Source organism: Leminorella richardii (assembly GCF_900478135.1).
GTDB lineage: Bacteria > Pseudomonadota > Gammaproteobacteria > Enterobacterales > Enterobacteriaceae > Leminorella > Leminorella richardii.
On the sequence record NZ_LS483470.1, the window covers coordinates 209,611 to 229,367 of the forward strand.

General features: G+C 52.1%; 19 protein-coding genes. 16 read left to right on the plus strand and 3 right to left on the minus strand.

The genetic code is table 11. From position 1 onward, the window contains the following. The first annotated feature begins 415 nt into the window (after positions 1-415). From DQM29_RS00925 to hemB, 11 genes are all read left to right on the plus strand, one after another. Positions 416-2,161, plus strand: coding sequence for a sensor histidine kinase (locus DQM29_RS00925; RefSeq protein WP_111738886.1), 1,746 nt, complete (start codon positions 416-418; stop codon positions 2,159-2,161). A 108-nt stretch (positions 2,162-2,269) separates the two neighbouring features. Continuing rightward, the gene (locus tag DQM29_RS00930; protein WP_111738887.1) at positions 2,270-2,803 is read left to right on the plus strand and encodes a DedA family protein; all 534 of its coding nucleotides are present in this window, start codon (positions 2,270-2,272) and stop codon (positions 2,801-2,803) included. 117 nt (positions 2,804-2,920) lie between these two features. After that, positions 2,921-4,429, plus strand: coding sequence for a DNA recombination protein RmuC (rmuC, locus tag DQM29_RS00935; RefSeq protein WP_232054843.1), 1,509 nt, complete (start codon positions 2,921-2,923; stop codon positions 4,427-4,429). 99 nt (positions 4,430-4,528) lie between these two features. Further along, a complete protein-coding gene (gene ubiE, locus DQM29_RS00940) occupies positions 4,529-5,284 on the plus strand; it encodes a bifunctional demethylmenaquinone methyltransferase/2-methoxy-6-polyprenyl-1,4-benzoquinol methylase UbiE (protein WP_111738888.1) in 756 nt (251 codons plus the stop codon). A 384-nt stretch (positions 5,285-5,668) separates the two neighbouring features. Then, the gene (gene ubiJ, locus DQM29_RS00950; protein WP_111738890.1) at positions 5,669-6,277 is read left to right on the plus strand and encodes a ubiquinone biosynthesis protein UbiJ; all 609 of its coding nucleotides are present in this window, start codon (positions 5,669-5,671) and stop codon (positions 6,275-6,277) included. Continuing rightward, on the plus strand, positions 6,274-7,905 hold the full coding sequence (gene ubiB / locus DQM29_RS00955; RefSeq protein WP_111738891.1) for a ubiquinone biosynthesis regulatory protein kinase UbiB: 1,632 nt from the start codon (positions 6,274-6,276) through the stop codon (positions 7,903-7,905). The genes ubiJ and ubiB overlap by 4 nt, the downstream gene beginning before the upstream one ends. An 89-nt stretch (positions 7,906-7,994) precedes the next feature. Then, the gene (gene tatA, locus DQM29_RS00960) at positions 7,995-8,264 is read left to right on the plus strand and encodes a Sec-independent protein translocase subunit TatA (RefSeq protein ID WP_111738892.1); all 270 of its coding nucleotides are present in this window, start codon (positions 7,995-7,997) and stop codon (positions 8,262-8,264) included. A gap of 3 nt (positions 8,265-8,267) precedes the next feature. After that, positions 8,268-8,831 (plus strand): Sec-independent protein translocase protein TatB, encoded by a 564-nt coding sequence (gene tatB / locus DQM29_RS00965; protein ID WP_111738893.1) that lies wholly within the window; start codon positions 8,268-8,270, stop codon positions 8,829-8,831. A 3-nt stretch (positions 8,832-8,834) separates the two neighbouring features. After that, entirely contained in the window at positions 8,835-9,632 is a 798-nt protein-coding gene (gene tatC, locus DQM29_RS00970) for a Sec-independent protein translocase subunit TatC (RefSeq protein WP_111738894.1), read from the plus strand. A gap of 75 nt (positions 9,633-9,707) precedes the next feature. Continuing rightward, positions 9,708-10,499 carry a 3'-5' ssDNA/RNA exonuclease TatD gene (tatD, locus tag DQM29_RS00975; RefSeq protein WP_111738895.1) on the plus strand — a complete coding sequence of 264 codons (792 nt, stop codon included), beginning with the start codon at positions 9,708-9,710 and terminating at the stop codon, positions 10,497-10,499. 73 nt (positions 10,500-10,572) lie between these two features. Next, positions 10,573-11,595, plus strand: coding sequence for a porphobilinogen synthase (gene hemB, locus DQM29_RS00980; RefSeq protein ID WP_111738896.1), 1,023 nt, complete (start codon positions 10,573-10,575; stop codon positions 11,593-11,595). Positions 11,596-11,657: 62 nt separating this feature from the next. Here the strand turns inward: hemB and rfaH are convergent, their stop codons facing one another. Then, a complete protein-coding gene (rfaH, locus tag DQM29_RS00985; protein ID WP_111738897.1) occupies positions 11,658-12,149 on the minus strand; it encodes a transcription/translation regulatory transformer protein RfaH in 492 nt (163 codons plus the stop codon). Positions 12,150-12,518: 369 nt separating this feature from the next. Here rfaH and pepE point away from each other — a divergent pair, with 369 nt between their 5' ends. The 4 genes from pepE (at position 12,519) to DQM29_RS01005 (ending at position 16,508) form a co-directional block, all read left to right on the plus strand. Further along, on the plus strand, positions 12,519-13,244 hold the full coding sequence (pepE, locus tag DQM29_RS00990) for a dipeptidase PepE (RefSeq protein WP_111738898.1): 726 nt from the start codon (positions 12,519-12,521) through the stop codon (positions 13,242-13,244). 128 nt (positions 13,245-13,372) lie between these two features. Further along, the gene (gene ubiD / locus DQM29_RS00995; protein ID WP_111738899.1) at positions 13,373-14,860 is read left to right on the plus strand and encodes a 4-hydroxy-3-polyprenylbenzoate decarboxylase; all 1,488 of its coding nucleotides are present in this window, start codon (positions 13,373-13,375) and stop codon (positions 14,858-14,860) included. Between the two features lie 64 nt (positions 14,861-14,924). After that, on the plus strand, positions 14,925-15,626 hold the full coding sequence (gene fre, locus DQM29_RS01000; protein ID WP_111738900.1) for an NAD(P)H-flavin reductase: 702 nt from the start codon (positions 14,925-14,927) through the stop codon (positions 15,624-15,626). 99 nt (positions 15,627-15,725) lie between these two features. Continuing rightward, positions 15,726-16,508 carry a tyrosine-protein phosphatase gene (locus tag DQM29_RS01005; RefSeq protein ID WP_111738901.1) on the plus strand — a complete coding sequence of 261 codons (783 nt, stop codon included), beginning with the start codon at positions 15,726-15,728 and terminating at the stop codon, positions 16,506-16,508. 47 nt (positions 16,509-16,555) lie between these two features. Here DQM29_RS01005 and asd read toward each other — a convergent pair whose 3' ends face one another. Together asd and rhtB are read right to left on the minus strand one after the other, a co-directional pair. Next, positions 16,556-17,659, minus strand: a complete 1,104-nt coding sequence (gene asd / locus DQM29_RS01010) for an aspartate-semialdehyde dehydrogenase (RefSeq protein WP_111738902.1) — start codon at positions 17,657-17,659, stop codon at positions 16,556-16,558. Between the two features lie 204 nt (positions 17,660-17,863). Beyond that, entirely contained in the window at positions 17,864-18,490 is a 627-nt protein-coding gene (gene rhtB, locus DQM29_RS01015; protein ID WP_111738903.1) for a homoserine/homoserine lactone efflux protein, read from the minus strand. 213 nt (positions 18,491-18,703) lie between these two features. On the opposite strand from rhtB, the gene pldB reads away from it, so the two are divergent. Then, a complete protein-coding gene (gene pldB, locus DQM29_RS01020; protein ID WP_111738904.1) occupies positions 18,704-19,705 on the plus strand; it encodes a lysophospholipase L2 in 1,002 nt (333 codons plus the stop codon). The last annotated feature ends 52 nt before the right edge of the window (positions 19,706-19,757 follow it).

Below are 19,757 nucleotides of genomic sequence, written 5' to 3' on the forward strand. Positions count from 1 at the left end.
CTTCGTAATGTGAGAAAAAGCTATCTTCTCTTCTTCTACTACTATGGCGTCATTTTATGACCGTGCAAGACATGTGGTTAATTCACACACTTTTTGTTTTTTATCCATATGATATTTAATGGAAAATAAAAATAATCGCGCTTTCTTCATTTTTGTGTAAAAAAGAGCTTTACAGGTGATATTGATAATGATTATTATTTCCATGTTTTCAAGGGGCGGTCAACATGTCCACCTCGGGAAAGCACGACATTGCTCACATTGCTTCCAGTGTTTATTTTAGCCAGCCTACGTGCTGGCTTTTTTTTATCCAGAGGGACCCGTCAGGTTTTGGCTGCTCTATGTCGGTATTTGCCGAGGTGCAACAGGTTAATGTTACAATGGCGCGGTTGCACTTTTGGCTCAGAGACGACCCCCTATGGATATCAGTCAGACCGATCTTATTCTTTCTTTGCTACAGCAGATGTGTGTGTATCTGGTCATTGCCTACCTGCTGAGCAAAACGCCGCTGTTTATTCCTCTGATGCAGGTCACCATCCGGCTGCCCCACAAGCTGCTCTGTTATTTTACCTTTTCCATGTTTTGCATCATGGGCACCTACTTTGGCCTACAGATTGACGACTCTATTGCTAATACGCGGGCGATGGGGGCAGTGCTCGGAGGCGTGCTTGGCGGGCCTTCCGTTGGCTTTTTTGTTGGCTTGACGGGCGGGTTGCACCGCTACTCTATGGGGGGAATGACAGCGACAGCCTGTATGCTGTCTACTATTGTTGAAGGTCTGGTTGGCGGCCTGCTGCATCGCTATCTGGTTCGCCATAACCGCATGGATCTTCTGTTTCAGCCTCTAACCGTTGCTGCGATTACGCTGTTTGCCGAAGGGCTACAGATGCTGATTATTTTGCTAGTAGCGAGGCCGTTTTCGCAGGCGGTACATCTGGTAAACGACATTGCGCTGCCGATGATGATTACTAATACCGTTGGCGCAGCGATGTTTATGCGCATTCTTCTCGACCGACGGGCGATTTTTGAAAAGTACACTACCGCCTTCTCCGCTAAGGCACTGCAAATAGCCGCTCGATCGGAAGGGGTTCTGCGAGCCGGATTCGATCAGAAAAACAGTATGCGGGTTGCCCAAATCCTCTATGAAGAGCTGGGCGTCGGGGCGGTGGCTATTACCGATCGGGAAAAGCTGCTGGCCTTTATCGGCATTGGTGCAGACCACCACCTGCCGGGCACACCGATTACCTCTCACCATACTCACAAGGCGATAGAGAACAATCAGGTTGTTTATGCTGACGGCAATGAAGTGCCTTACGCTTGTTCAATCAATTCGGGCTGTAAGCTGGGCTCTACGCTAGTGATTCCGCTGCGTGGTGCAGAAAAAACCGTGATTGGCACCATTAAGCTTTATGAACCCAAGAGTAAGCTGTTTTCCTCAATTAACCGCACGCTAGGTGAGGGCATTGCCCACCTGCTGTCGGCACAGATCCTGACCGGTACGCTGGATCACCAAAAACAACTGCTCTCACAGTCAGAAATCAAGCTGCTGCACGCGCAGGTTAACCCTCACTTTTTGTTTAACGCGCTTAACACCTTGTCGGCGGTTATTCGCAAAGACCCAGACCGGGCGCGTGGCCTGGTGCTTTCGCTATCCACCTTTTTCCGTAAAAACCTTAAGCGCAGCAACGATGAGGTTAGCCTGAGCGACGAGATGGAGCATATCAACGCCTATCTGGAGATAGAGAAGGCGCGTTTTGCCGATCGCCTAACTGTGGATATCGATATTTCCCCTGCCCTCGGGCCGCTGCTGTTACCGGCGTTTTCTCTTCAGCCAATTGTTGAGAATGCGATTAAGCACGGTACATCGCAAATGCTGAGCGAAGGGCATATCTGTATCAGAGGCTACGGCGACAGCTCGCAGATGCGCCCGGCGCTGGTGTTGGTGGTTGAAGACAACGCAGGCCTGTACCAGCCAAGGCCAAACGGTGACGGGCTGGGCATGAATCTAGTCGATCGGCGCATTAAAGCACGATACGGCTATGAGTACGGCATTACTGTTGAGAGTGAGCCAGACCGCTTTACGCGAGTGGTTATTCGACTGCCGGCGCTAGGGCGCGATGATGTCATAGACGACCTAATGTCTGAGCGGGTAGAGGCACAGTAGTGAAAAAAAATCACCTATGGGAACCTTACGTATAAAAGCGAAAAGAGGGTTGATTTTTTCAGCGCCTATGCGGCTAAATGGGCGCTCTATTTAGCCGGAGCTTTTTGCGTGACGCTTGACCACGTTATCCAGATGACCATGAACTTTGTGCGCGACCACCAGGCTTGGGGGCCGCCAATTGTTTTTTTCTTGGCGTTTGGAGAGTCGATTGCGTTTCTGTCGCTGCTTATTCCTGCGACAGTTATTCTGCTGGGTGTTGGCGCGATTATTGGGGAAAGCGGCATCGGATTTTGGTCTATGTGGCTCGGCGCCTGCGCTGGGGCATTTTTTGGTGACTGGGTGTCCTACTGGCTCGGCTGGCGCTATAAAGAGCGCGTTGCTCACGTTTGGCCACTGTCGCGCAATCCTAATCTGTTAGTTCGAGGTCAGCATTTTTTTGAGCGCTGGGGCGCGCCCGGCGTTTTCATTGGCCGTTTTTTCGGCCCGCTGAGAGCCACGGTGCCTTTAGCCGCGGGCGTGTGCAATATGCCGCTTCGCTCTTTTCAGGTTGTGAATCTACTGTCTGCGATGCTGTGGGGATTCGTCATGCTGGCGCCTGGCGCGTTTGGACTTCAGTGGGCGCTGCATTATCTGCGTTTTTAACGCCGCGTTGCTGCATATTTTGCGGGAAACCTTCCAGTTACAATTAAATCATTCTGGACATTCATACAGTATTTCCTTACTTTTACCAGCTAGACGAAATAGGCAACCGGAGGCTTGGTGGAAAACAGCTTAACGATCGCGATCGGCGCAGCGCTGGCGGGGTTTGTCGCTGCATTGCTGATATCGATGCTGGTGAATCAACGTTCGCGCCTGCGGCTAGAAAATCAGCTTGAGCTGCAGGCGGCTCAGCTTGAGCAAAGCCTGAGTGAAAGGGCTGAACTCCGAGCCGAAAAAGAGTTAATGCAGAAAGTGCAGCAGGAGCAGCAGATAGAGCTTCGCAACGTGCACGCCCATTTGGCTGCCGCTCAGGAAAAGGCTCAACAGCAGGCGCTGTGGCATGAAGAGTGTGAGCGTCTGAATCAGGAGCTTCGAGGGCTGCAAAGCGTTAACAGCGTGCTGGAGGCGGAACTGAGGGAAATGTCGACCCGCCTTGAGGAAACGAGATTTGCCGCTGAAGAAAAGCAGCGACTGTTGATTAACAGCGAACAGCGCCTAACGGTACAGTTTGAAAACCTGGCTAATCGCATATTTGAGCAGAGCGGGCGCAAAGTTGATGAACAAAACCGACAAAGTCTGGATCGGCTTTTACTGCCGCTGAGCGAACAGCTGGAAGGCTTTCGCCGTCAGGTGCAGGAAAACTACGGTCAGGAATCCCGAGAGCGCCACACGCTTACCCATGAAATTCGCCATCTGCAACAGCTTAACGCTCAAATGGCGCAGGAAGCCCTTAACCTGACCAAAGCCCTGAAGGGGGATAACAAAACCCAAGGTAACTGGGGGGAGGTAGTGCTTGCCCGAGTGCTGGAGGCTTCAGGTCTCCGGGAGGGTTATGAATATCAGACTCAGGTCAGCCTGCAAAATGAAGGGGGCAACCGCCAACAGCCAGACGTTATCGTCAGGCTGCCGCAGAATAAAGACGTGATTATCGATGCGAAGATGTCGCTGGTCAGCTATGAGCGCTACTTCAATAGTGACGACGATCAGGAACGCATGCAGGCACTGCATGAACACATTGCATCGATTCGTTCCCACATTCGACTGCTTAGCCGGAAAGACTATCATCAGCTGCCCGGGCTTCGCTCTCTGGATTATGTGCTAATGTTTATTCCCGTTGAGCCCGCTTTCCTGTTGGCTATCGACAGACAGCCCGAATTGATTAGTGAAGCGCTGCAAAATAACATTATGCTGGTAAGCCCAACAACACTGCTGGTGGCCTTAAGGACCATTGGCAACCTTTGGCGCTATGAGCACCAAAGCCAGAATGCGCAGCAGATTGCCGAACGAGCGGCTAAGCTGTATGACAAAGTCCGGCTGTTTGTTGACGATATGGCAGCGCTGGGTGGAAGCTTGGAAAAGGCGCAGAGCAGCTATCGGCAGGCGACAAATCGACTGTCTGAGGGACGGGGCAACGTTCTGGGGCAGGTAGAAAGCTTTCGATCTCTAGGCGTGGAGGTTAAGCGGCCAATAAGCGCAGAGCGACTTAAATCCCCTTCTGAGGATGAGTTACCGGATATATCGGATAGCCAGAATGCACTGGAAGATTCTTCCAATATTGAGCGGATTTAACAAAAAAGAGTTATTGGTGGGTATGTTTCAGAGTGTTTCTGGTAGACTAAATCGATTCACGGAAATTTATAGCATTTATTAAACCTTCAGGCGTTAAAAATGATGAACGATCCGCAGGAAACCACGCACTTCGGCTTCCAAACCGTAAATAAAGACGACAAGGCCAGTATGGTGGCTAACGTCTTTCACTCCGTCGCTTCCAAGTACGATCTGATGAACGATTTGATGTCATTTGGCATCCATCGCGTTTGGAAACGTTTTACCATCGACTGTAGCGCTGTACGTGAAGGTCAGAAAGTGCTCGATCTGGCGGGCGGTACTGGCGATCTGACGGCAAAATTTTCCCGCATGGTCGGTGAAAAAGGCAGCGTTGTTCTGGCGGACATCAACGACTCTATGCTGAAGATGGGGCGTGAAAAGCTGCGCAACATGGGCATTGTGGGTAACGTGAATTACGTTCAGGCTAACGCGGAAGCGCTGCCGTTCCCTGATGACTATTTTGACTGTATCACTATCTCTTTTGGCCTGCGTAATGTGACCGAGAAAGACAAGGCGCTGCGTTCAATGTTCCGCGTGCTGAAGCCGGGCGGGCGTTTGCTAGTGCTGGAGTTTTCCAAGCCTAACGCCAAAGTGCTCAATTCGGCCTATGATGCCTATTCGTTCCATATTTTGCCGAAAATTGGCGAGTGGATAACTCGCGACGCAGACAGCTATCGCTATCTGGCTGAGTCTATCCGTATGCACCCCGATCAGGAAACCCTGAAGGGCATGATGCTGGAAGCTGGATTCGACAGCGTGGACTACTTTAATCTGACGGGCGGCATAGTTGCGCTGCATCGCGGCTACAAGTATTAATACTGCTGCCTGATTGATAAGCACCGAAACGCTACGCGGCGTCCTGTTTTATACGGAGTCGCATAGCGTTCATTAACGGTTTTAGTATTAACAAGCTGGCTGTCTTTTTGTTTGTTTCATTATTGTTAAGTTTTTTTATGCTGTAGCATAATGTGACTGTACAGAATAACTCGTTAATAAAAATGATGTTTTTCTCTTTTTCCACGCCGTACATTTTCTGTATGAAAGTAACGCCCGCTGTACTCCTACACCATTCATGATTACTATGGCTCAATGAAATTGATATTTCAGACAGCGCCTTTTGTCTTGATCTCTTGCCCTTTAATGGCGGAGGTATAGACGGACATGGCGAGGTTTGAACGGTTTTTCTGACAAGGGATCGCTATGCTGCTTGTTCCTCTGGTTTCCGGCCTGATAGAAACGTCGTTAAACAGCCTGCTTTTTCGCGATCGCAGCATGCTGCCTGCAAGCCACCGACTGGCGGGAAAAACGCTTACGCTCAGCCTGCAAGAGCTCTCTACGTCCCTAACGCTGGTGTTTAGCGTGAACCATATCGATGTTGTGAGTCAGTGGCAGCAGCCTGCCGACTGTACTTTGACAACGAGCCTAACAACGCTCTTCTCCCTGCGCGACCGTCAGCGGCTGTCTGCGCTAATGCGCAATGGTGAAGTCAGTGTTGATGGCGACATTCAGGTTGTTCAGCAGTTTGTCACGCTTATTGATTTAACCGAGTGGGACGTAGCCGAATGGCTGTCGCCCTATATCGGCGATGTTGCTGCGGAAACGCTGAGTCAGAGCGTTCAGGGCAGCGTTAAAAACATAAGCCGCTGGGCCTCTCGCCAGCAGAGCTATTTAGCCCAGTCAGTGACTGAGGAGTGGCGATTGGCGCCGGGTCGCCTTGAGGTTTTACATTTTAGCGACTGTGTGGAAACCCTAAGCAAGGATCTGGACGCGCTGGCGCAGCGTATCGAGCTGCTGGAGCGTACTCGATGACCCCTTCTGAGCTACTGCGGCTGTACGCTATTGTTCGAGTGTTTTTAACCTACGGGCTGGATGAACTGATCCCCAAAATGCGCCTTACCTGGCCTCTTCGCATGGGATGCCGTTGCCTGTTCTGGCTGCGTAATCAGCATCAGGAAAAGCCTCTGGGGGAACGACTTCGCCTAGCGCTGCAACAGCTAGGTCCGGTATGGATCAAGTTCGGGCAGATGCTTTCTACACGTCGAGATTTGTTTCCCCCTGCGATCGCCGATCAGTTGGCCTTACTACAGGATCAGGTGTCCTCATTTGACGGCAATCTTGCGCGCCGCCAGATTGAAGAGGCCATGGGTGGCCCGCTGGAGCGCTGGTTTGACGGTTTTGACGTAACGCCGCTGGCATCGGCTTCTATTGCACAAGTGCATACCGCAACGCTGAAAAGCAACGGTCAAGAAGTGGTGTTGAAGGTTATTCGCCCAGACATCAAACCCGTCATTGAGGCAGATATTCGCCTGATGTACCGCCTTGCCGGATGGGTACCAAAGCTGATGCCTGACGGACGCCGTCTGCGTCCAAGAGAAGTGGTGCGTGAGTATGAAAAAACGCTACTGGATGAGTTAAACCTGCTGAGAGAAGCGGCCAACGCTATCCAACTGCGGCGTAACTTTGACGGCAGCCCAATGCTTTACGTGCCGGAGATTTACAGCGACCTTTGCCATGAAAACGTGCTGGTGATGGAGCGGATCTACGGTATTCCCGTCTCTGACATTGACGCTCTGGTAGCAAACGGAACGGATATGAAGGTGCTGGCGGAGCGAGGTGTGCAGGTCTTTTTCACCCAAGTTTTCCGCGATAGCTTTTTCCATGCCGATATGCACCCGGGCAATATTTTTGTCAGTCGGGAAAAGCCGGATGACCCTCAATATATCGGCATTGACTGCGGCATCGTTGGCTCTTTGAGCAAAGCGGACAAGCGCTATTTGGCGGAAAACTTTATCGCCTTTTTCAATCGAGACTACCGTAAAGTGGCCGAACTGCACGTGGATTCTGGCTGGGTTCCTCCGGATACCAATGTCGAAGAGTTTGAGTTTGCTATTCGCACGGTGTGTGAACCTATTTTTGAGAAGCCGCTTTCCGAAATTTCCTTTGGTCATGTTCTATTGAACCTGTTTAACACCGCGCGGCGTTTCAACATGGAGGTTCAGCCTCAGCTAGTACTGCTGCAAAAAACGCTGCTGTATATTGAAGGGCTCGGACGCCAGCTCTATCCACAGCTGGATTTGTGGACCACGGCAAAGCCATTTTTAGAGTCGTGGATGCGGGATCAGGTTGGCATTCCCGGCGTGCTGCGCACGCTGAAAGAAAAAGCGCCGTACTGGGTAGAAAAACTGCCGGAACTGCCTGAACTGTTTTACGACAGTTTGCGGCAGCACAAAGAATTACGAAACAGTATTGATACACTCAGTGCTCGGCTGAATGAACGTGAAGCTAAGCGTTGTCGCTCTTACTATCTGTTTGGCGTAGGCGCTACGCTGCTGGTGAGTGCGACCATGCTGTTCATCAATCAGGTTCCGCTCTGGCCACTCTGCCTTGCGGGCGCGGGTTTGGCGGCTTGGCTGATAGGCTGGATAAAAGCTGCCTGAGAAAATTTATTGCTATAGTTTAGGGGAACTGCCGTATATAATTGGCGGCGAGCGTAACCTTAACCCACGATTTATAGAGGCATATTACAATGGGTGGAATTAGTATTTGGCAACTGCTTATTATTGTTGCAATTGTCGTGCTGCTGTTCGGAACGAAGAAACTGCGCACACTAGGATCGGATCTTGGCGCATCGGTGAAAGGCTTTAAGAAAGCCATGAGTGAAGACGAGCCTGCGGCGAACAAAGAAGAAGCTCAGAAAGAAAAAGACGCTGATTTTGTCGTTAAGTCTATTGAAGAGCAGCAGGCAAACGCGACTAAAACCGAAGAACAAAAGAGCCAGAATAAAGAGCAGGTGTAATCCGTGTTCGATATAGGTTTTGGTGAAATTGTACTGGTGCTGATCATTGGTTTGATCGTGCTCGGCCCAGAGCGGCTTCCTGTTGCGGTGAAAACAGTAGCTGGCTGGATCCGAGCCATGCGCTCGCTGGCATCATCGGTACAAAATGAACTGACTCAGGAACTGAAGCTGCAAGAGCTGAAAGAAAGCCTGAAAAAAGCGGAACAGGCTGGTCTACAAAATCTCTCTCCAGAGCTGAAAGCGTCGATGGAAGAGCTGAAAGAGATGGCCAGTGGCATGAAGCGTACGGTACAAAGCGATCTCAATAAGGCCGCCGAGTCGCTCAATGAAACACCTGCTTCTGGTGCTAGCGCGACCTCTTCTGCATCCAGCGATGAGGAGCCGCCGCGCGTCGTTAGCGATCCTGCATTGAATCGTCAAAGCGTTCCTCCGGTGGACTCGATGGCGAAGCCGCAGACTGAGGCAGTCGAAGACGTTCCACCCAGTACGGGCGTCGAGCCTAAGCCTGAAGACGCCGTGCCGGAAACAGTATCCCCGTCCTTAAGTAAAACCGATGGCGAAAAATAACCCATGGCCGTAGAAGATACCCAACCGCTGATCAGCCATTTGATCGAACTGCGTAGCCGACTGCTGCGCGCGATGGTCTGTATTATTGTCGTGTTTTTGGCGCTGGTTTATTTTTCCAACGATATCTACCATATGGTTTCTGCGCCGTTGATGAGCCAGCTGCCGGAAAAGGCCAGTATGATCGCGACAGACGTAGCCTCGCCGTTTTTAACGCCGATTAAGTTAACGCTGATTGTCTCGGTTTTCATTTCTGCGCCCTACATTTTGTACCAGATTTGGTCGTTTATCGCCCCTGCGCTGTATAAGCATGAACGCCGTTTGATGATGCCGTTGCTGTTTTCCAGCACGGCGCTGTTTTACCTCGGCATGGCGTTTGCCTACTTTGTTGTTTTCCCTCTAGCCTTTGGCTTCTTTGTGAAGACGGCGCCGGAAGGCATTTTGATATCGACCGATATCAATAACTATCTGAACTTCGTCATGGCGCTGTTCTTTGCCTTTGGTGTGTCGTTTGAAGTGCCGGTTGCCATCATCCTGCTGTGCTGGAGCGGCGTCACGACGCCTGACGATCTGAAGAAAAAGCGTCCCTATATTATTGTTGGTGCTTTCGTTGTTGGCATGATCCTCACGCCGCCGGACGTCTTTTCTCAGACGCTGTTGGCGATACCCATGTGCATTCTGTTTGAGATCGGCCTGTTCTTTTCCCGTTTCTACGTAGGTAAAGGCCGTAAAAGAAACGCTGAAGGCGACGAACAGGATGATGAGGCTGACACCGATGGCGAAGATGAAAAGCCTTCTGCCTGACGTTTTGCCGTGACAGACCTTTTTTGACCAGGCCGCCTTTTTGGCGGCTTGTGTTTTTTTACTGGAGCTAAAAACGTGTTTGATATTGGCGTTAATCTGACAAACCGACAGTTTGCTGCCGATAGGCCTGACGTAGTTGAGCGGGCTAAGCTGGCGGGCGTAAAGGGGATGCTCATCACCGGTACGTCTCTAAAAGAGAGCCGGGCAGCGCAGGAGCTGGCGAGTCGTTATCCCGGCTACTGCTGGAGCACGGCAGGGGTACATCCTCACGATGCCTCGAGCTGGTCAAACTCAGGGGAGGAGCAGATTTATCGTATCCTTGCTGAAAAAGAATCGGTTGCCGTTGGCGAATGTGGTTTGGACTTTAATCGTAACTTTTCAACCCCCGAACAGCAGGAAAACGCCTTTTCTGCCCAGCTAGCAATGGCAGCAGAGCTGGATATGCCGCTGTTTCTGCACTGTAGGGATGCCTACCCGCGCTTTATGTCGCTCCTTAAGCCGTGGCTGTCAAAAGTACCCGCGGCAGTGGTGCACTGCTTTACAGATAACAGACAGGCGTTGGACGACTATCTTTCTCAGGGGCTATACATCGGTATCACCGGGTGGGTATGCGACGAGCGGCGCGGCCTTGAGCTGCGTGAGTTGGTGCCTCTAATCCCTGCTGACAGGCTGCTGCTGGAAACCGATGCTCCCTATTTACTGCCGCGAGATCTGTCTCCGAAGCCTTCATCAAGGCGTAACGAACCGGCCTATTTGCCGCATATCCTGCATCAGGTCGCCGCACTGCGCGGGGACGACCCGATAGAGCTGGGAGAAACCGTTTACCAAAACGCGCTGCGTCTGCTGGGTATTCGTCAGGGCGATTGAGGCGTATGATGAGAGATATCACGACGATAGACTCTTCTCTCATCATCGACAAAACAGAATAAGGAGAACATGTGTGAGCTACGTTATTCCCGGGGCCTTCCCCCATCGCCGTCTGCGCCGCCTGCGCGCTCATGACTTCAGCCGTCGCCTTGTGTGTGAAAATCAGCTGACGGTTAATGACTTAATCTATCCGGTATTCATTATGGAAGGGGAGAATCGCCGTCAGGACGTGCCTTCTATGCCGGGCGTAAGTCGAATGACGGTTGATATTCTGGTCAAAGAAGCCGAAGAGCTGGCTAAGCTTGGCGTACCGGTGATCTCGCTGTTCCCTGTGATTGAACCGAGCCTGAAAACGCTGTACGCAGAAGAGGCATACAACTCCCAGGGGCTGGTACCGAGAGCCGTCAGAGCGCTAAAAGAAGCTGTGCCTGAACTGGGCGTTTTGACCGATGTCGCTCTTGACCCTTACACCGTCCACGGTCAGGACGGCATTATCGATGAGAGCGGTTACGTGATTAACGACGTGACAAAAGAGATTCTGGTGCGTCAGGCGCTGTGCCACGCCAGTGCCGGTGCTGATATTGTTGCTCCCAGCGACATGATGGACGGTCGTATTGGCGCCGTGCGCCAGCAGCTTGAAGAACAGAGCCTCATTAATACTCAGATCATGGCCTATTCTGCTAAGTATGCTTCCTGCTACTACGGGCCGTTCCGCGACGCCGTCGGATCTAGTGGAAATCTGAAGGGGGGTAACAAGAAAACCTATCAGATGGATCCGGGTAATGGTAATGAGGCGCTACAGGAAGTGGCTCAGGATTTACAGGAAGGCGCGGATATGGTGATGGTAAAACCGGGGATGCCCTATCTGGACGTTATTCGTCAGGTTAAAGACACTTTTGCCGTACCGACGTTTGCCTATCAGGTTTCCGGTGAGTACGCGATGCACATGGCTGCCTTTCAGAACGGTTGGCTTCAGGAGCAGCCTGCGGTGCTAGAGTCACTGCTGTGCTTTAAGCGCGCGGGAGCTGACGGCGTGTTGACCTATTTTGCTAAACGCGTTGCCCAGTGGCTGCACGATGAGGCTTCTCGTCGCTAGTGAGGGTTGGGGAGCGGCGAGACCGTTGCTCCCCCGCATTCAAAGAGGCGCTAGATAAGAAATTAATCTCGTTTTTCAAACTGTGCGTTATCTATTCGGTGTTCCACCTGCTGATTAATCAGATTTAGCAGCAAAATAGAGCGCGTTTCACCGTCTGGTTCAGCATAGATTGCCTCCAGCCCTTCGAAGATCCCTTCAGTAATAAATACTTTATCTCCACTTTTAGGCACTGACGGCGCGATGATCTGCGGCTGGGGCTGCATCATCATGCTTTTAATTAGGCTAAACGGCACTGTCACCGGGTAGCGGCCAAAGCGGATAAAGTGGCTGACACCGCGGGTTGAGCTAATGGTGGTGGTGTGGATCCTTTCGGGATTCAGCTCAATAAACAGATAGTTGGGGAACAGCGGTTCGCTCACGACTGTTTTTTTCCCCCGAACAATTTTCTCTATCTGATACATGGGGCTAAAGCAGGGAACATCCTGACGTTCGAGATGCTCTCGGGCTCGGGTCAGCTGCCCGCGTTTACAGTAAAGTAGATACCATGATTCCATACACACGCTCGTCATACTTCAAGTTGCTGAACCCGCCTTAAGCATAACAAAAGCACGAATGAATAAATATAAGGTGGTATGCGTTGGTCGATTAATTAGACGATTAGGATTATTCTGGTAGGGAGAATCCAAGCAGCATGCTTTCCTGCGGCGCTGCCTACGGCAACGGCTCAACAGTCAATGATTCTGACTGGCGATATTTTAGCCATTGGAATGGGCATAAACGGTAGACGATCACAGTAAATATGTGTGTGCTCCGTATAATTTCGCAGTGAAAATAGGGCCTGCGCCGGCTGTTTTTCCGCTGTGTAGGCGGTTAGCTGCGCGCTTGGGTCTGAACGTTAAACAAACTAAACAGAGGTAGACTTTATGGAACTCATATTGTTGAGTAATGGCAAAACGTCCGGCGATGCAGAGCTTTTAGGCTATGCGAAACAGCAAATTATGGCCGTTATTGAACGCCAAAAAGTGGCGAAAGCAATATTGATTCCTTATGCCCTGATTCGTAGTGATTATGACGATCGTGCGCGTGACCTGGAAAAAAGCCTCGGCATTTCCGTCACCAGCATTCACCACTTTGATAAGCCAGCGGAAGCCATTGAACAGGCTGAGTGTATTATCATCAGCGGTGGCAATACCTGGATGTTGAATCAGATGATGCATGAGAAAGGGCTGATTGTGCCTATTCAGCGCGCGGTGCGCGAGCGCAACATTCCCTATATCGGCTGGAGCGCTGGCTGTAACGTCGCTTGCCCGTCCATCAGAACCACTAACGACATGCCGGTTCGCAGCAGCGTTGTGCTGCCGTCACTGGGGCTGTTCCCCGTTCAGATCAACCCACACTACATCGACGCTCACCTAAGCGGCCACATGGGTGAAACCCGCGATGAGCGCATTGCCGAATTCTGTGCTGTGAACCAGTCAGAATCGGTTGTGGCAATTCGTGAAGGCAGCCTGCTGCAGATTTCCGGTAACGATCTGACCTACTTCAGCGCCAAAGGGCAGGGATTCAAGATTTTCCGCCACGGCCAAGAAACAACAGAACATATGGACACTAAAGCGTTGAGTAAACTGGTGCCGTTTACCTGCTGTTAATTATTGGTAATTAGAAGTAAAGTAAGGGAAACCTTCTATACTCATCATGTTTCAGGCGGTGGAGTTTCTACCGCCTGAACTGTCTGGAGTAAAGCACCCTACAATTAGCCAGCGGTAAAAGAGAGCGAATGAAATATCGAGACCTCCGCGAGTTCCTGGCGCTGCTTGAGCAGCGGGGAGAGCTTAAGCGCATTAAACAGCCGATTGACCCCTATCTGGAAATGACCGAAATTGCCGATCGCACGCTGCGGGCAGAAGGCCCGGCGCTGTTGTTCGAGAATCCGAAAGGCTACGACATTCCAGTGCTGTGCAATCTGTTCGGTACGCCCGGCCGAGTTGCGCTAGGCATGGGACAAGAGGACGTTAGCGCGCTGCGCGAAGTGGGAAAACTGCTGGCGTTTTTGAAAGAGCCTGAGCCACCCAAAGGCTTTCGCGACTTGATGGACAAGCTGCCGCAGTTTAAGCAGGTGTTGAATATGCCAACACGGCAGCTGGCTTCTGCGCCCTGCCAAGAGCAGATTTGGCAGGGAGAAGACGTTGACCTGTCCAAACTGCCGGTTATGCACTGCTGGCCAGAAGACGTTGCACCGCTGATTTCGTGGGGGCTCACAGTAACAAAAGGGCCTCATAAAGCACGCCAGAACCTAGGCATTTACCGCCAGCAGGTATTGGGAAAGAATAAAATTATTATGCGCTGGCTGTCCCACCGGGGCGGCGCGCTGGACTATCAGGAGTGGTGCCAGCAAAATCCGGGAACGCGTTTCCCGGTGGCGGTAGCCCTTGGCGCTGACCCTGCGACACTGCTAGCGGCCGTGACTCCCGTGCCGGATACGCTGTCTGAATATGCCTTCGCCGGGTTGTTGCGCGGCTATAAGACTGACGTTGTCAAATGCGTCTCTTGCGATTTGGAAGTGCCTGCCAGCGCGGAAATCGTGCTGGAGGGCTATATTGAGCCGGGAGAAACCGCTCCCGAAGGCCCCTATGGTGACCATACCGGTTACTATAACGAAGTCGACAGCTTCCCAGTTTTCACGGTGACTCACATTACCCGCCGAGCCGATGCCATCTATCACTCTACCTATACCGGCCGCCCGCCGGATGAACCGGCCGTGATGGGGCTGGCGCTGAATGAAGTTTTTGTGCCTATCTTGCGCAAGCAGTTTCCGGAAATTGTCGATTTCTATTTGCCGCCAGAGGGCTGCTCTTATCGAATGGCGGTAGTGACCATGAAGAAACAGTACGCCGGTCACGCCAAGCGCGTGATGATGGGCGTCTGGTCTTTTCTTCGGCAGTTTATGTACACCAAGTTCGTTATTGTTTGCGATGATGACATTAACGCTCGCGATTGGAAAGACGTTATCTGGGCGATAACCACTCGGATGGATCCGGCGCGCGACACGGTGCTGATGGAAAATACGCCGATCGACTATCTCGACTTTGCTTCTCCAGTTTCTGGCCTTGGCTCGAAAATGGGGCTGGATGCCACAAACAAGTGGCCGGGAGAAACGCAAAGAGAGTGGGGGCGTCCGATAGTTAAAGATCCTGAAGTGTGTGCCCGCATTGATGCGCTTTGGGACGAGCTGGCCATATTTGAATCGGGGAAAACTCCCCGCTAGTATGGGACACGTATCGCTTAACGGCATTTTTGATTTTTTAATGACCCCGTTTTAGAGGGAAGACATGGCAACGTTGAACTGCAAAATCGCCTCTGTGGAATCCATTACCGATACGGTATTTCGCGTGAAGCTCACGCCGGAAGCGCCGGTCTCTTTTCAGGCAGGTCAGTACCTGCTAGTGGTTATGGACGAGCGAGATCGCCGACCGTTTTCTATGGCGTCGACACCCATGGAGAGTGAATCGATAGAACTGCACATCGGTGCATCTGAGTTCAATCTGTACGCGATGGCCGTTATGGATCGACTACTGACGGAAAAGAGCATCGGTGTAGACATTCCTCACGGTGAAGCCTGGCTGCGTGAGGACTCAGAGCGACCAATGCTGCTGATCGCAGGCGGTACTGGATTTTCCTACGTTAACTCCATCCTGATGACCGCGCTGGAACGCCAGCCAGAGAGAAAAATTTCTCTCTACTGGGGCGGCCGTGAAGCCGAGCATCTTTATGATATGGGGCGTCTGGAAGCGCTGACAGTTCAGTATCCTAATTTGAACGTGGTCGCGGTTGTTGAACAGCCGGGCGAAGAGTGGCGAGGCCGTACTGGAACCGTTCTGGCTGCAGTATTAGCCGACTTTGGTTCTCTGTCAGACCACGATATCTACATTGCCGGTCGCTTTGAAATGGTCAAGATAGCCCGCGACCGTTTCTGCCTTGAGCGCGGCGCTGATGAGAAACGCATGTTCGGTGACGCTTTCTCATTTATCTGATACCTGTTTTATCTGCAACTACCCGCGGGGCGCTATAGCCTCGGCGGGTTCGCCATTTCACAGCACGCCTGAGCGCTTTAACGAGAGGGAACTATCGCCATGACGGATTTACTGCATTCATCACTTCTACCGCTGCAGGGAGGGATTAATTTCCGCGATCAGGGCGGTAACGTGGGCATTGACGGCCGCAGGGTTAAACCTGGAAAGCTGCTGCGTGCCGGCGCGCTTGACCGACTGACAGAGAAAGACTGCGGCTACCTTAGCCAAATCCCGTTAACCCATATTATTGATTACCGGGATGCCGATGAAGTGGCGCTGCGGCCAGACGTGATCTGGCAGGGTGTGAACTACGATAACGTTCCCGCCAATCCGCTGACGGACGACGTTAACGCAAACTTTTCCAAGCTCACAGACGAAGGGCTGGCGTCATTTGACGCGGCTGACTTTATGAATCGCCTGTATAACCAGTTGCCGTTTGATAACCGAGCGTACCGCCATCTGGTTCAGGTGATGCAGCAGCCGGGAGATGGCGCACTGGTGCAGCACTGTGCGGTGGGGAAAGACCGCACCGGAATCGGCTCTGCGCTGGTGCTGCTGACGCTGGGTGCATCAAAAGAAACCGTCATTGAAGACTACATGCTGACGGAAACGACTCTTGAACCTTTCCGTCAGGAAATGATGGGGCATTTGGCTAAGCAGCTGACTCAGCAGCACGGTATCGACAGCCTGCACTACGTGATGTCAGCCAAAGAAGCGTTTATTGGCACAGCGCTAAAGGCCATTGAGCAGCGCTATGGCAGCACCGACAGCTGGTTGGAGCAGGAGTTTGGCTTAACGCTGAGCGTAAGAGGGATGATTCAGGACAAGTATCTGGAGTCCTAATTCATTAGGCCGCTTCCTCATGAGCGAGGAAGCGGTAATCGACAAGATTACAGTAGAATGCGCAGCATGCGGCGCAGAGGTTCAGCAGCACCCCACAGCAGCTGATCGCCAACGGTGAAGGCTGACAGATACTCAGGACCCATGTTCAGCTTGCGCAGACGACCAACCGGGGTTGTCAGCGTGCCGGTCACGGCAGCCGGTGTCAGTTCACGCATGGTCAATTCGCGGTCGTTTGGTACCACTTTTACCCACTCATTGTGCGATGCCAGCAGGCTTTCGATCTCGGCCAGAGGCACGTCTTTTCTGAGCTTTAATGTAAACGCCTGACTGTGGCAGCGCAGCGCACCGATGCGAACGCACAGGCCGTCAACCGGAATAGTGCTGGCGGTATTCAGGATCTTGTTGGTTTCTGCTTGACCTTTCCACTCTTCGCGGCTTTGACCGTTCTCCAACTGCTTGTCAATCCAAGGGATTAGACCGCCCGCCAGAGGAACGCCAAAGTTGTCGACCGGAAGCGTACCGCTGCGAGTCAGCTCAGTGACGCGGCGTTCGATATCCAGAATAGCGGAAGCGGGATCTTGCAGCTCTTTTGCAGCAACGGCGTGCAGCATACCCATTTGCGTCAGCAGTTCGCGCATGTGGCGAGCGCCGCCGCCGGAGGCTGCCTGATAGGTGGCGACAGATGCCCACTCAACCAGATTATTGGCGAACAGGCCACCCAGTGCCATCAGCATCAGGCTGACGGTACAGTTGCCGCCTACGAAGGTTTTTACGCCCTGATTGAGTCCCTGATCGATAACGTGCTGGTTGACGGGATCGAGAATAATGATCGCATCGTCTTTCATGCGCAGGGTTGACGCGGCGTCAATCCAGTAGCCGTTCCAGCCGGTAGCGCGCAGCTTTGGATAAATATCGCTGGTGTAGTCGCCGCCCTGACAGGTGACGATGATATCCAGCGCGCGCAGCGCGTCGATGTCGTTTGCATCTTGCAGCACTCCGCCCTGTCCGGTAAAGGAAGGCGCAGCCTGACCCGTTTGAGAAGTAGAGAAAAAGACGGGGCGAATAGCGTCAAAATCGCGTTCTTCAATCATTCGTTGCATCAGAACGGAGCCAACCATGCCGCGCCAGCCGACAAAACCGACGTTTTTCATATTCAGTATCCTAACCTTGCGGTAATCAATGAGCGGGGTGGGGGCGGCCTGTTGCCGCACTGCCCTTATATTTTTGCTGAGTTATTCTGCACAGACCTATTCACATTACAAAATGTATCCGGCGGTGCAAGTAAATTTATTCGATATGAATAAAATATTTAGCAATAAAACTTATAATCCGGCGCGTCTTAAGGGGAGCTAGCCTCAATGGCTGGCCTTACGTGCCATCAACAGCAGCCCTCCGATGAGGATAAACAGTGAACCAAACAGACGATTGAGAAGCTTCATTTGGTGCGGCTGGCGGATCCATTTGGCAACCCGACTGGCCAGCAGCGCGTAGCCGACCATAACGACGATATCTACCGCAATGCTGGTCACACCGAGGATCAGATACTGAGCCGTCTGGGGCTGATTGGGAATAATGAACTGAGGAAACAGCGCCGCCAGAAACACAATGCTTTTGGGGTTCGTCAGGTTTACCAAGATGGCACGCTTAAAGCGGCCGCTTTTTGGCAGCGATTGAGACACCGCATTAAGATCCATCGCCCCCGCCGCCCGCCACTGCTGGATACCGAGCCAAATCAAATAGCCGGCTCCGAGCCACTTCAGGACGATAAACGCCATCTCTGACTGTGACAGCAGCGTGCCCAGCCCCACGCCCACCAGCGCAATATGGGCAGCAAGGCCAACCTGTAGACCCGCAATCGCCGGAAGGGTGCCGCGAAAGCCATAGGTGATACCGGTGCTCATAGTGTTAATAGCGCCGGAACCGGGGGACAGGCTAAGAACGATCGTTGTGACTAAGTAGGTTAGCCACCACTCGAGAGTCATAGTTAAGGTTCTACATCGAGAAAGGATAACGAATATTTATCACGCTTTTGCCGGCGGTTGCCAGTGGTGAACAGAAATTTTTACACACTGTTTTAAGCAGATGACAGGGAAAAAGAGGTATCATATTTTCATTATGACCCCCTGTTTGTTGCATTCACGCTCGACTGTTTTTCTTTGTTTCTGAAAAGAAGACAGGCCAATGAGGCGACGCTTATGACGGAAGACTATCTTTCTTTAGAACTGAAACTGCTCCATAGGGAAAAGCGCTTTGCCGCATTTTCTGCCGGGCCTCTGTCAGATTTTTGGCAGCAGCGGCAGGAAGCGGGCTTTATGGGCGTCGCCGGCGTTGAGATTACCTATGTGCGGTTTACCTCTTCAGAACACAGCCGCGCCATTGTGATAGCTCCGGGCAGAACAGAGGGCTACATCAAATACCAGGAGCTGGCCTACGATCTCTTTCAGTGCGGCTACGACGTTTGGATTATTGACCATCGCGGGCAGGGCTTTTCCGGTCGCCTGCTGGAGGACGGCCAGCGCGGGCACGTGGAAGAGTTTAACGACTACGTTGCAGACTTTGAAACCTTCTGGCAAACCGCCTTCACTCCGGCTCGCTATGCGAGCACGTTTCTTTTAGCCCACTCAATGGGGGGCGCTATTTCGGCGCTGTTTTTGGCACGTCATCCCGATTCGTTTTCCGCAGCGGCTCTTTGTTCGCCGATGTTGGGTATTCGCCTGCCAATGCCAAAGTGGCTGGCCAAAAATATCACCGACCTGACGGAGCGCTGGCCAAGCGTCAGGGAAAGCTATGCTGTTGGAACCGGGCGATGGATACCGTTGCCCTATGCGGTCAACATTTTGACCCACAGCAAGGTGCGCTATCGGCTTTATTCCCGCTACTTTTCAGATTATCCAGAACTGCGCGTTGGCGGGCCGACCTATCGCTGGGTTAAAGAGTCGATTGCCGCTGGGGAGCAGGCCATTGAGTTAGCACCGCAGATAGCGACACCGCTTATGCTGCTACAGGCTGGGGAAGAGCGCATTGTTGACAATCAGGCGCAAAATGCTTTCTGTGAGGCTATGGCACAGGCGGGGCACCCTTGTGAAAGCGGCGGGCCGATCGTGATTGAAGGTGCCTTCCACGAAATTCTTTTTGAGCGAGACGGTTTAAGGACGAAGGCGTTGCTGGATATTTTGCGCTTTTTCGCGCAGTATTGAGTCTGAATGTTCGATTACGTTGAATTCTTTTTTCGTTAAGGATTGATAAAAA

Excerpts from the sequence above, each read along its gene's own strand:
- ubiB (WP_111738891.1), top strand. The coding sequence starts at position 6,274 with ATGACCCCTTCTGAGCTACTGCGGCTGTACGCTATTGTTCGAGTGTTT.
- pepE (WP_111738898.1), top strand. The coding sequence starts at position 12,519 with ATGGAACTCATATTGTTGAGTAATGGCAAAACGTCCGGCGATGCAGAG.
- rfaH (WP_111738897.1), bottom strand. The coding sequence starts at position 12,149 with ATGGAATCATGGTATCTACTTTACTGTAAACGCGGGCAGCTGACCCGA.
- rhtB (WP_111738903.1), bottom strand. The coding sequence starts at position 18,490 with ATGACTCTCGAGTGGTGGCTAACCTACTTAGTCACAACGATCGTTCTT.
- fre (WP_111738900.1), top strand. The coding sequence starts at position 14,925 with ATGGCAACGTTGAACTGCAAAATCGCCTCTGTGGAATCCATTACCGAT.
- DQM29_RS01005 (WP_111738901.1), top strand. The coding sequence starts at position 15,726 with ATGACGGATTTACTGCATTCATCACTTCTACCGCTGCAGGGAGGGATT.
- DQM29_RS00925 (WP_111738886.1), top strand. The coding sequence starts at position 416 with ATGGATATCAGTCAGACCGATCTTATTCTTTCTTTGCTACAGCAGATG.
- ubiE (WP_111738888.1), top strand. The coding sequence starts at position 4,529 with ATGATGAACGATCCGCAGGAAACCACGCACTTCGGCTTCCAAACCGTA.
- asd (WP_111738902.1), bottom strand. The coding sequence starts at position 17,659 with ATGAAAAACGTCGGTTTTGTCGGCTGGCGCGGCATGGTTGGCTCCGTT.
- tatA (WP_111738892.1), top strand. The coding sequence starts at position 7,995 with ATGGGTGGAATTAGTATTTGGCAACTGCTTATTATTGTTGCAATTGTC.
- tatC (WP_111738894.1), top strand. The coding sequence starts at position 8,835 with ATGGCCGTAGAAGATACCCAACCGCTGATCAGCCATTTGATCGAACTG.
- ubiD (WP_111738899.1), top strand. The coding sequence starts at position 13,373 with ATGAAATATCGAGACCTCCGCGAGTTCCTGGCGCTGCTTGAGCAGCGG.
- pldB (WP_111738904.1), top strand. The coding sequence starts at position 18,704 with ATGACGGAAGACTATCTTTCTTTAGAACTGAAACTGCTCCATAGGGAA.
- ubiJ (WP_111738890.1), top strand. The coding sequence starts at position 5,669 with ATGCTGCTTGTTCCTCTGGTTTCCGGCCTGATAGAAACGTCGTTAAAC.